Annotated in this window: 1 pseudogene (only partly in view); it reads left to right on the top strand. The window is 63.2% G+C overall.

Features of this window, described 5'->3' with window-relative positions:
- Positions 1-13,813, top strand: a pseudogene (locus JFV26_RS35155) (non-ribosomal peptide synthase/polyketide synthase); its annotated part runs 13,859 nt beyond the window's last position; the annotation flags it as partial.

Genomic DNA, 13,813 nt, shown 5'->3' on the forward strand with positions numbered 1-13,813 from the left:
GTGTTTGACGACCAGGCCCTGACCTACGGCGAGCTTAACGCCCGGGCGAACCAGGTCGCTCATCACCTGTTGTCGTTGGGCATTCGCACGGATGACCGGGTAGCGATCTGTGTCGAGCGCGGCCTGGAGATGATCGTCGGCCTGCTCGGTATCCTGAAATCCGGCGCCGGCTACGTGCCGCTCGACCCGGCTTATCCGCCGGAGCGCCTGGCCTTTATGCTCGACGACAGCACGCCGGTGGCGTTGCTGACTCAATCGAATTTGCCTGTTCAGGTGCCTGCAAGAAACGTCCCCGTTGTACTGCTCGATCAACCCGAAGCATCGGGGGTCGCAGCACAGCCACCGCACAATCCCGAGGTGCCGGGCCTGAATTCCAGCCACCTCGCGTACGTGATCTACACCTCCGGCTCGACCGGTCAACCCAAGGGCGTGATGGTCGAACACCGCAACGTTGCGCGGTTGTTTTCGGCAACCCAGTCCTCATTCGACTTCGGCGTGCAAGACGTTTGGGCCTTGTTCCATTCCTTCGCGTTCGACTTTTCGGTCTGGGAAATCTGGGGCGCGTTGACCCGCGGCGGCCGTTTACTGGTGGTGCCGCAACTGATCAGTCGTTCCCCGGCGGATTGCTACGCACTGCTGTGCAAGGCCGGCGTCACGGTGTTGAACCAGACACCGAGCGCCTTCCGCCAGTTGATTGCCGCCCAGGGCGACAGTGATCTGAGCCACAGCTTGCGGCAGGTGATTTTCGGCGGTGAAGCACTGGATACCGGCATCCTCAAACCCTGGTATGCCCGCGAGGCCAACGCCCGGACACAACTGGTCAACATGTACGGCATCACCGAAACCACCGTGCACGTGACCTACCGTGCACTGTGCGCGGCGGATGCGGAACGGGTTGGCTTGAGCCCGATTGGCAAGCGCATCGCTGATTTGCGCCTGTACCTTCTCGATCGACACGGTCAACCGGTGCCGGTGGGCGTGGAGGGCGAGTTGTACGTCGGTGGTGCAGGAGTGGCACGCGGTTACCTGAACCGCCCGCAATTGAACGAAACGCGCTTTCTGGTCGACCCGTTCGACTCTACGCCGCAGGCACGGATGTACCGCACCGGCGACTTGGCTCGCTGGCGGGCGGACGGTGAACTGGAATACCTGGGACGCAACGACGAACAGGTAAAAATCCGTGGTTTCCGTATCGAGTTGGGCGAGATCGAGGCCAAACTCGCCGTGTGCAACGGTGTGCGTGAAGCGGTCGTGATCGTGCGCCAGGATGGATCGGGCGATCAGCGTCTGGTGGCCTATGTGATCGCTGAGGATGGGGTTTCACTATCGGCCGCGCAGTTACGGACTCAACTGCTGGGTTCGCTCGCGGAGTACATGGTGCCGAGCGCATTCGTGGTCCTTGAAGCGTTCCCGCTGACCACCAACGGCAAACTCGACCGCAAGGCATTGCCGGCGCCGGGTTCAGAGGCCTATGCCCGCCGTGACTACGAAGCCCCGGTGGGTGAGGTGGAAATGACCTTGGCCAGTCTGTGGGCCGAATTGCTCGGCGTCACGCAAGTGGGGCGACACGATCAATTCTTCGAGCTGGGCGGTCACTCGCTGCTGGCGGTGAAGCTGATCGAGCGTATGCGCCAGGTCAACCTGGATGCCGATGTGCGCGTGCTGTTTGGTCAGCCAACCCTGGCGACACTCGCCGCTGCGGCGGGTGCAAGCACAGGTCTTGTCGTGCCGGCCAACGGCATTGCGCCGAACGCTGAGCGCATCACCCCGCAGATGCTGCCACTGGCGACGCTGACCCAGGAGGAGATCGACCGGGTGGTTGCCACGGTGCCGGGCGGCGTGGCCAATGTGCAGGATATTTATGGGTTGGTGCCGTTGCAGGAAGGCATTTTGTATCACCACCTGGCTACCGAGGAAGGTGATCCCTACCTGCTCCAAGCTACGTTGCGCATGGCCAGTCGCGAGCAACTGGACGCTTTTGTCCAGGCCATGCAAACGGTGATCGAGCGCCACGACATCCTGCGCACGTCGGTGGTCTGGGAAGGGTTGGACGAACCGGTGCAAGTGGTCTGGCGCGAGGCCCGAATGATGGTCGAGGCATTCGTGCCGGATCCGGCCCAGGGTGACATTGCCAGCCAACTGCAAACCCGTTTCGATCCCCGGCATATCCGCTTCGATCTGCGCCACGCGCCGATGATGCGTCTGCACTTCGCTGAAGACCTGGCCGGCGGCGGTTGGGTAGCGGTGTTGCTGTTCCACCATCTGATCGACGATGCGACGTCACTGGGGTTGCTGGGCAAGGAAATCGAGGCGCATATCGCCGGCCGGTGGGCACTGCTGCCGGTGTCGGTGCCGTATCGCAACTATGTGGCGCAGGTCCGGTTAGGAATTAGTCGCGAGCAGCATGAAGCGTTCTTCAGCGAGATGCTCGGGGACGTCGACGAGCCGACGCTGCCCTTCGGTCTGCAGGATGTGCAAGGCGACGGCAGCGGTATAGAGCAAGCGTCGCTGCCATTGGCAGCCGAACTGGATCAGCGTTTGCGCACCCAGGCACGGCGCTTGGGCGTGAGCACCGCCAGCCTGCACCATTTGGCCTGGGGCCAGGTGGTGGGGCGTTTGTCCGGTCGCCAGGACGTGGTGTTCGGCACCGTGCTGATGGGCCGCTTGCAGGGTGGGCCGTCGGCCGGTCATGCCCTCGGCATGTTCATCAATACACTGCCATTGCGCGTCGAGGCCGGCGATCAGGGAGTACTGGCGGCGCTGAAGACCACTCATGGGCGACTGGCTGCGCTGTTGGGCCACGAACATGCGCCGTTGTCGCTGGCCCAGCGTTGCAGTGGCGTCGCCGCGCCGACGCCGTTGTTCAGTGCATTGATGAATTACCGCCAGGCCGCCGTCGGCGCGCAGGCGTTGAAAGATGCCGGCATCGCACGGGTGTGGGCCGGGGTGGAAATTCTCGGCGGCGAAGAGCGGACCAATTATCCGTTGTCACTGTCCGTTGACGACCTCGGTGACTCGTTCGGGCTGACCGTGCAGGCCGTGGCCGGAATCGGCGCGCAGCGTGTCTGCGGTTACCTGCACACCGTGCTGGAGGCGTTGGCCGATGCCCTCGACCGCGACGTCAGCACGCCGCTGCATAGCCTGGCCTTTGTGCCGGACAGCGAGCGCCGGCAATTACTCGACGACTTCAACGCCTGTGATGTGGTGTACCCGTCGGGGCTGCTGATTCATCAACTGTTCGAGGCGCATGCCGAGGCTCAGCCTGGCGTGGTTGCGGTGACTTATGACCAGCAACGCCTGACCTACGGCGAGTTGAACCGGCTCGCCAATCAGATTGCCCATCGTCTGCTTGAGCTGGGCATCCGCGCCGATGACCGCGTGGCCATTTGTGTGGATCGCAGCCTGGAAATGGTGGCGGGGCTGATCGGCATCCTCAAGGCCGGTGCCGCTTATGTGCCGCTGGACCCGGCGTATCCCGCCGAGCGACTGACCTACATGCTGGAAGACAGCGCGCCCAAGGTGCTGCTGACCCAGCGCAGCTTGCAGTCGCGTTTCCCCGCGCTGGCGGTGCCGCTGCTGTTGCTTGATGGCGACGCTCGCGAAGCGTCCGGTATCTGCCATCAGCCGCTGGCCAATCCCGACTCGGCCGCGAACGGCTTGATCCCGAATAACCTGGCGTATGTCATCTACACCTCGGGCTCGACCGGTCAGCCGAAGGGCGTGGCCATGGCCCACGGGCCACTGGTCAACCTGATGCAATGGCAAGTGGCGCAAGCCAAACTCCAAGGCCAGGCGCCGGCGCGCACCTTGCAGTTCGCCGCCCTCGGGTTCGATGTGGCGTTCCAGGAAGTGTTCAGCACCCTGTGTGCCGGCGCCGAACTGTCGCTGATCCATGCCGACACCCGGCTGAATTTCCACCTACTGTTCCAGCACATCTGCGCCCAGCGGATCGAGCGCCTCTACCTGCCATGCATCGCGTTGCAGGCACTGGCCGAAGCGGTCACCGGCGACGGCGAACCCGGGCCACTGGCCTGCGTGCTGCGGGATGTCATTACCGCTGGCGAGCAACTGCGCATCACCCCACAGATTCGCGCCTTGTTCGAACGCCTGCCGGGTTGTCGCCTGCACAACCACTATGGGCCGACCGAATCCCATGTGACCACGGCGCTGACCCTGCCGGACTCAATCGCGAACTGGCCGACCCTGCCAGCCATCGGCTATCCGGTGGCCAATACCCACATCTATTTGCTCGACGAACACTTGCAACCAGTGCCGGTGGGTGTTGCCGGCGAGATCCACATCGGCGGCGCCTGCGTTGCCCGTGGCTACCTGAACCGTGCGGACTTGACCGCCGAACGCTTCATCCGCGACCCGTTCGCCAGCCATCCGCAGGCGCGCCTGTACAAGACCGGTGACTTGGGCCGCTACCAGGCCGACGGCTGCATCGACTACCTGGGCCGCAACGACGATCAGATCAAGATTCGTGGCTTCCGGGTCGAGTTGGGTGAGATCGAAGCGCGGCTCTGCCAGCATGCCGGAGTCAAAGAAGCGGTGGTCCTCGCCCGTGAAGACAGCCCCGGCGACAAACGTCTGGTGGCGTACTGCACCGCTCAGGCGACAGGCGAGATGCCGGACGCCGACTTGCTGCGTGCGCATCTACAAGCGCTGTTGCCGGACTACATGATCCCGGCGGCGTATGTGCGGCTGGAAAAACTGCCGCTGTCGCCCAACGGAAAACTTCGACCGCCGCGCCTTACCGGCGCCTGACGCGCAGGCATTCGCCAGCCGTGAATACGCTGCGCCACAGGGCGAAACGGAAACCACGCTGGCCTGCTTGTGGGCCGATGTCCTTGGCCTGGAACGGGTAGGGCGCCACGACCACTTCTTCGAACTCGGCGGGCATTCGCTGTTGGCGGTAAAACTGATCGAGCGCATGCGCCAGGCTGGCCTGAGCGCCGACGTGCGCGTGCTGTTCGGGCAACCGACCTTGGCCGCGCTCGCTGCCGCAGTCGGGGGTGGCGCCACGGTTGTGGTGCCGGCGAACGGTATCCCCGACGGTTGCGAACAGCTCACCCCGGCGATGCTGACACTGCTGACCTTGAATCAGGACGCCATCGACCTGATCGTCAGCCGGGTCCCGGCGGCGCACGCAACATTCAAGACATCTACCCGTTGGCGCCGCTGCAAGAAGGCATCCTCTACCACCATATTGCGGCGGAGCACGGTGATCCGTACCTGCTGCAAGCCTCGTTTGTCATGGCCAATCGCGCCGAGCTCGACGGGTTTGTGCAGGCGTTGCAGGCAGTGATCGAGCGCCATGACATCCTGCGCACTGCCGTGCTTCGGGATGGACTTGATGAACCGGTGCAGGTGGTCTTGCGCCAGGCGCAATTGGCGTTCGAAGAAATCCAGCCGGACCTGGAACAGGGGGATGTGGCCGGGCAGTTGGCCAGGCTGTTTGACCCGGCTCACCGTCGCCTCGATTTAGGCAAGGCGCCGTTGATGCACCTGGCGTGTGCCTGGGATGAACGTCAACAGCGCTGGGTCGCGATCCTGCTGTTTCACCACATTGCCCTGGACCACACGGCGCTGGACGTGATGCAGGACGAAATGCTCGCGTTCCTGCGCGGCGAGTCCGCTCGCCTGAGCGCGGCGATGCCTTATCGCAACTATGTGGCGCAGGCCTTGCTGGGTGTGAGCCGCGAGCAACATGAAGCGTTCTTCCGCGACTTGCTCGGCGATGTGGACGAGCCGACATTGCCGTTCGGCCTGCGGGAAGTCCAGGGTGATGGCCGCGGCATCGAAGAGGTCAAACTCAACCTCGATGCGGCGCTGAGCCGGCGCCTGCGGATGCAGGCGCGTCAACTGGGCGTGAGCGCCGCGAGCCTGCATCACTTGGCGTGGGCGCGGGTGCTGGGGCGTTTGTCCGGCCGCGCCGATGTGGTCTTCGGCACGGTGTTGCTGGGCCGTCTGCAAAGCGGCGAGGGTGCGGATCGTGCCTTGGGCATGTTCATCAACACCTTGCCGTTGCGGGTGGAAGTCGGTGCGGGCAGCGTACGTGCCGGTGTCAAACAGACCCATGCGCGGCTGACGGCGCTGCTCGCCCATGAGCACGCGCCGCTGACACTGGCGCAGCGTTGCAGCCAGGTGGCCAGTGCGCTCCCGTTGTTCAGTGCGCTGCTGAATTACCGTCACAGCCCGTCAGCCGCTGAAAACGGCGCCGATCTGTGGGCCGGCATCGAGGTCACGGGCGTCCGCGAGCGGACTAACTATCCCTGCACATTGTCGGTCGACGATCAGGGCGAAGGTTTCCTGCTCAGCGTGCAGACCTTTGCCAGCATTGGCGCGCAGCGGATTGCCGATTACATGAGCACCGCGTTGCACAGCCTGGTCGATGCCCTGGAACAGGCCCCAGACACCGCGCTGCACAGTCTGGAAATCCTGCCCGGTGCCGAGCGTCGGCAGCTGTTGGTGGCGTTCAATAAAACCGCGAGGGATTACCCGGCGCACCTGCCGATCCATCAACGATTTGAAGCCCAAGCGGCCCGACACCCCGATACTGTGGCGCTGGTTTTTGGTACGCAGAGCCTGACCTACGGCGAGTTGAACCGGCGGGCGAACCAGTGGGCGCAGCGCTTGCTGGCGTTGGGCGTGCAGGTTGAAGACCGCGTGGTCATTTGCGCGCAACGCAGCCTTGAACGAGTGGTCGGGCTGGTGGCGATCCTGAAGGCCGGCGCCTGTTATGTGCCGATGGACCCGTCTTACCCGACGCAGAGGCTGGCGTATTTGCTCAAGGACAGTGCGCCAGTGCTGCTGTTGACCGAGCGGGCGCTGCAGGAGCGATTGCCGAACCTGAACGTGCCAGTGTTGCTGCTGGAGGTTGATCAGCCTGAAACAAGGGCTGCTGATGACAACCCGCTGCTCGCGGCGCTGACTCCGGCGTGCCTGGCCTACATCATCTACACCTCGGGCTCCACGGGTGAACCGAAGGGGGTGATGGTCGAGCATCGCAACCTCGGCAATCTGGTGAACTGGCATTGTGAAACTTTCGAGCTGGGGCTCGGCAGTCGCACCTCAAGCGTGGCCGGTTTCGGTTTCGATGCGGCGGCCTGGGAAGTGTGGCCGGCGCTGTGCTCGGGCGCGACGCTGCTGCTGCCACCGGCCCACGCCGGTAGCGAGGATGTCGATGCGCTGCTCACGTGGTGGCAGGCACAGGCGCTGGACGTCAGCTTCCTGCCGACGCCGATTGCCGAGTACGCCTTTGCTCGCGACCAGGACCACGCCCGGTTGCGCACGCTGCTGATTGGCGGCGACCGTTTGCGCAAGTTGCCGCTCGACCCGCACTTTTCCCTGATCAACAACTATGGCCCCACGGAAACCACGGTGGTTGCCACCTCCGGCCGGATCGATGCCACGCAGCCGCTGCTGCACATCGGTAAACCGGTGGCCAATACCCAGGTTTATCTGCTGGATAGGCAATGTCAGCCGGTTCCGGTCGGCGTGACGGGTGAGCTCTATATCGGCGGTGCCGGGGTTGCGCGGGGTTATTTCAACCGTGCCGAGCTCACGGCTGAACGCTTCGTTAACGACCCGTTCAGCGACGTCGACAACGCCAGGCTGTACCGCACCGGGGATCTGGGGCGCTATTTGCCGGACGGCAATATTGAATACCTGGGGCGTAATGACGGTCAGCTGAAAATTCGCGGCTTGCGCATCGAACTGGGCGAAATCGAGGCCCGACTCGGCGCCTGCCTCGGTGTGGTTGAAGCGGTGGTCATCGCCGTCGAAGACGCGGCCGGTGACAAACGCCTGGTGGCTTACTACACCGGGCGCGACAGCGAGGATCAAGCGCTGAGTGCCGTACACCTGCGCTCGCAATTGCAGGCGCAGTTGCCGGAGTACATGGTTCCGTCAGCCTACATGCGCCTTGACGCATTGCCCCTGACCCCGAATGGCAAGCTCGACCGCCGGGCATTACCGGCGCCGGATGCCGACGCCTATTCAAGCCGTGGCTTCGAAGCGCCGCAGGGCGAGACGGAACAAGTGATTGCCGACATCTGGCAGCAGTTGCTGGGCATCGATACGGTTGGTCGGCATGACCACTTCTTTGAGCTGGGTGGGCATTCGCTGCTGGCGGTGCGCCTGACAGCTCAGGTGCGTCAGCGGTTGGGTGTGGAGTTGGGCCTGGCCGAACTGTTTGCCAACCCGCAACTCCAGGCGCTGGCGACATTGGTCACCCAGGCTGCGAGCAGCACCTTGCCGGCTATCGTGCCAGTGCCCCGCGACGGCGCGCTGCCGTTGTCGTTCGCGCAGCAGCGCTTGTGGTTCCTGGCGCAGATGGACAGCAGCAGTGCGGCGTATCACATCTGCGGTGGCTTGCGTCTCAAAGGCCCGCTGGCGCCGGACGCCCTGCAAACGGCGCTGGACCGAATCGTGGCGCGCCACGAGGCGTTGCGCACGACCTTCAACAACGTCGATGGCGAGGCCGTGCAATGCATCGCCGCCGACGCTGCCGGTTTCGTTATGGTGATGCACGATTTGACCCGCAGCGCTGACACCGAAGGCGAATTGCTCGGGCTGGCCGCCGATGAGGCGAACGCAGCGTTCGATCTTGAGCACGGCCCACTGATTCGCGGGCGGTTGCTGCGCTTGGCTGACGACGAGCATGTGTTGCTGGTGACGATGCACCACATCGTCTCGGACGGTTGGTCGATGAGTGTACTGACCCGTGAGCTGGGCGCGCTCTATCACGCCGCGCTGCATGGCCACGCCGACCCGTTGCCCGCGCTGTCGATCCAGTATGCCGACTATGCCGTCTGGCAGCGCCGCTGGCTGGGCGGCGATGTGTTGGGTGAACAAAACGCCTACTGGCAGACCGCGCTGGCGGACGTGCCGCCCTTGCTGACGTTGCCCACGGACCGTGTCCGACCGGCGCAACAGGACTATTGCGGGGCAACCCTCAACGTCGAATTTGACCGGGCACTGACGGCGGATCTCAAGGCGTTGAGCCAGCGCCACGGCACCACGTTGTACATGACGGTGCTGGCCGGCTGGGCCGCTGTGCTCGGCCGGCTCTCGGGGCAAGACACGGTCGTGATTGGTTCGCCAGTGGCCAACCGCATGCGGGTTGAAGTCGAAGGGCTGATCGGTTTCTTCGTCAACACCCTGGCCTTGCCGGTTGATCTATCGGGTGAGCCGAGCATTGAAGCGCTGCTGCAACGGGTGAAGGTGCAAACGCTCGGCGCGCAGGCGCATCAGGACCTGCCGTTCGAGCAAGTCGTGGAACGGGTCAAGCCGCTGCGCAGCCTGTCCCATAGCCCACTGTTTCAGGTCATGTTGTCCTGGCACAACGCCGATATGCAAAGCCTGGCGCTGGATGGCCTGGCGATTGAAGCCGTCGGGGCTTACGGGCGGACGGCGAAGTTCGATTTGTCGCTGAACCTCGGGGAGGCGGACGGGGTTATTTGCGGTGGCCTGGAATATGCCACGGCATTGTTCGACCCGGCGACCGTCGAACGGTACCTCGGTTACTTGCAGCGGATGCTGCGCGCCATGGTCGCGGATACGCGGGAGGTGGTGAGCGCGATTGCCTTGTTGGATGCAGCTGAATGCCGGCGATTGCAAGGGTTCAACACGACCCGGGCGGATTACCCGCGAGACCGGACGATTCACGCGTTGTTCGAGGCGCACGTCGCGCGGACGCCTGAGGCGCTGGCCATCGTCCAGGCCGATCGGCGCCTGAGCTACCGAGAACTGAATGCCCGAGCCAACCAACTGGCCCGCCACCTGATCGACCTCGGTGTCGGGCCGGGTGAGCGGGTGGCGATGTTACTGCCGCGCTCAATCGACCTGATCGTCAGCCAACTGGCGATTCTCAAGTGCGCGGCGGTGTATGTGCCGCTGGACATCAATACCCCCGTGGAGCGTCAGCGCTTTATGGTGCAGGACAGCGGGGCTGTTGCGCTGCTGACCTACTGCGGCGAAAGGGCCGAGCCGGGTGTCCGGCGTGTGAATCTGGATCGCGTGGACTTGGGCTCTGAAGTGGCTCACGACCTGGATTTGCTGCAAACCGCCGAATCAGTGGCCTACCTGATGTACACCTCGGGTTCGACCGGTACGCCTAAAGGTGTATTGGTCCCGCACCGAGCGATCAGCCGGTTGGTGATCAACAACGGTTACGCCTCGTTCAACGCGCAGGATCGGGTGGCATTCGCGTCAAACCCGGCGTTCGACGCCAGTACCCTCGACGTCTGGGCGCCGTTGCTCAATGGCGGTTGTGTGGTGGTGGTTGAACAGGAAGTGCTGTTGTCGCAACACCGTTTTAAAGCGTTGCTGGTTGAGCAATCGATCAGCGTGTTGTGGATGACGGCGGGGCTGTTTCACCAGTACGCCGCTGGTTTGATGGACGTGTTTGGTCAGTTGCGTTACCTGATCGTCGGTGGCGATGTGCTGGATCCGGCGGTGATTCGCCGCGTACTAAAGGAGGGTGCGCCGCAACACCTGCTCAACGGTTATGGCCCGACTGAGGCGACCACGTTCTCGACCACCTATGAAATCAAGGTTGCAGGCGAGGGCAGCATTCCGATTGGTCGTCCCATTGGCAACACCCGAGTCTATGTGTTGGACGCGCACCAACGGCCAGTACCGCTGGGCGTGGCGGGTGAGTTGTACATTGGTGGCGACGGCGTGGCCAAAGGCTATTTGAACCGGCCCGAGCTGACCGCCGAGAAGTTTGTCGTCGACCCGTTCACTAACGATGCATTGCTCTATCGCACGGGCGACCTCGGCCGGTGGCTGGTGGACGGCAATATTGAGTACCTGGGGCGCAACGACGACCAGGTGAAAATCCGCGGTTTCCGCATCGAACTCGGCGAGATCGAAGCGCGTCTGGGCCAGTGTGCCGGCGTGCAAGACGCCGTGATACTGGCGCGAGAGGATGAATCCGGCTCAAAACGCCTCGTGGGTTACGTGATTGCCCAACCGGGTATCACCTTGTCAGTGCAAGACCTGCGCGCCGAACTGGTCGCTTCGCTGGCCGACTATATGGTCCCGAGTGCCTTCGTGGTGCTGGAGATTTTCCCGCTCACCGCCAACGGTAAACTCGACCGTCGCGCACTGCCAGCTCCGGACGCCGAGGCCTACGCCAGCCGCGGATACGAAGCACCGCAGGGCGAAGTCGAGGAAACCCTGGCGCAACTCTGGGCCGAGGTGTTGAAGGTCGACCGAGTCGGTCGCCATGACCACTTTTTTGAACTGGGCGGCCATTCATTGCTGGCGGTCACGCTGATCGAACGGATGCGTCAAGCTAATTTGAGCGCTGACGTCCGCGTCCTGTTCAGCCAGCCAACCCTGGCCGCACTGGCTGCCGCCATCGGTAGCGGCAAAGAAATCAACGTCCCGGCCAACCTTATTCCGGAACATTGCGAACACATCACGCCTGCCATGCTGCCACTGACCACCCTGACTCAAGAAACCATCGACCGCATCATCGCCACCGTCCCCGGCGGCGCCCGCAACGTGCAGGACATCTACCCACTGGCACCGTTGCAGGAAGGCATTCTCTATCACCACCTGGCCGCCGAACACGGCGATCCTTATGTTTTGCAGACCCTGTTCAACCTGCAAAGTCGTGACAGGTTGAGCGCGTTTGTGGCCGCGTTGCAAAGCGTGGTCGACCGCCATGACATCCTGCGCACCAGCATGCTCTGGCAAGACCTGGACACGCCGCTGCAAGTGGTCTGGCGCGAAGCGAAACTGCACGTTGAAGCGCTCGACCTTGACCCCGCGGCGGGCGATGTCACCGGGCAACTGCAACAACGCTTCGATCCGCGGCATTACCGACTGGACGTGACCCAGGCCCCGTTATTGCGCCTCGCATTCGCCGAGGACACGGCCAATCAGCGTTGGGTCGCGGTGTTGCTGTTTCACCATATGGCGCTGGATCACACCGCCATGGAGGTGGTGCAGCACGATATGCAGGCGCAGCTGCTGGGCCAGGCCGATCAACTGACCGACGCCGTGCCGTATCGCAACTACGTGGCGCAGGCACGTCTGGGCGTCAGTCGCGAAGAACACGAAGGGTTTTTCGCGAGATGCTCGGCGATATCGACGAGCCGACGCTGCCGTTCGGTTTGCAGGATGTGCAGGGCGACGGGCGCGATATCGAGCACGCCAGTCAATCGATTGAAGCGGCGCTGGACCAGCGTTTGCGGGCTCAGGCGCGGCAGCTCGGCGTCAGTGCCGCGAGCCTGGTGCACCTGGCCTGGGCGCAGGTGCTGGGCAAGGTGTGCGGCAAACAGGACGTGGTGTTCGGCACCGTGTTGATGGGCCGGATGCAGGGCGGCGAGGGTGCCGACCGGGCGTTGGGGATGTTCATCAACACCTTGCCGTTGCGGGTGGAGGTCGGTGCCCAAAGTGTGTGCGCCGGGGTCAAGGCCGTTCATGCGCGGCTGACGGCATTGCTGGGGCATGAACATGCTTCGCTGGCGTTGGCGCAACGCTGCAGCGCGGTGGCGGCGCCGATACCGTTGTTCAGTTCGCTGGTGAATTACCGGCACAGCGCCGTCGCGGATGTTTCGCCGGAGACAGCACTGGCCTGGCGCGGTATCGAGGCGCTCAGCGGGGAGGAACGCACCAACTACCCGCTGACGTTGAACGTCGATGACCTGGGCAATGGCATTCACTTGTCGGTGCTGGTGACGTCGCAAGTCGGCGCGCAACGTGTCTGCGCCTACATGCACACGGCGTTGGTGCGCTTGGTGGCGGTACTGGAGCATTTACCGCAGGTGCCGATGCACAGCGTATCGATCCTGCCGCAGGGTGAGCTTGAGCAACTGCTGGTGGAGTTCAATGCCACGGAGGTGGATTACCCGTTGGAACAGACGATTCACGGGTTGTTTGAGGCTCAGGTGGAAAGCACGCCGGATGCCGTGGCGGTGCTACATGGCGAGCAACGCTTGAGTTATCGCGAGTTGAATGAGAAGGCCAACCAACTGGCGCATTACCTGCGCGGGCAGGGTGTTCGGCCGGATTCGCGGGTGGCGATTTGTGTTGAGCGTGGGCTCGATATGGTGGTCGGGTTGCTGGCGATTCTGAAGGCGGGCGGTGGTTATGTGCCGCTCGATCCGGCTTATCCGCTGGATCGGATTGCCTACATGTTGGAGGACAGCGCACCGGCCGTGGTGTTGGCCCAAGCAACCACTCGGGATTTGCTGGCCGGGGCTTTGATGCCGGTAATCGATCTCGACTGTGGGCTTTGGCAGGACGAATCCGTCGCCAATCCAGAGATTGCAGACCTGACGTCCTCGCACTTGGCCTACGTCATCTACACCTCCGGTTCGACCGGTTTACCCAAAGGCGTGATGATCGAACACCGCAACACCGTGAATTTCCTGACCTGGGCGCATCGTTCGTTTGACGACGAAACCTTGGCTAAAACCCTGTTCTCCACTTCGCTGAACTTCGACTTGGCGGTTTATGAATGCTTCGCACCGCTAACCTCAGGCGGCAGCATCGATGTCGTGACTAATGTGCTGGAACTTCAGCAGGGCGAGCACGACGTTACGTTGATCAACACCGTGCCGTCGGCGCTCAAGGCTTTGCTGGAGTCTGGCGGACTGAGCGACAACGTGCACACGGTCAACGTCGCGGGGGAAGCGCTCAAACGCAGTCTCGTCGAAAACCTCTTCGAACAGACCGACGTCAAACGCCTGTGCAACCTCTACGGCCCGTCAGAAACCACCACCTACTCAAGTTGGGTGTCGATGGCCCGCGAAGACGGTTTCGCCGCCCACATCGGCAAACCCGTCGCCAA

Origin of the sequence: Pseudomonas sp. TH31 (assembly GCF_016650815.1) — a bacterium.
Taxonomy (GTDB): Bacteria; Pseudomonadota; Gammaproteobacteria; order Pseudomonadales; family Pseudomonadaceae; genus Aquipseudomonas.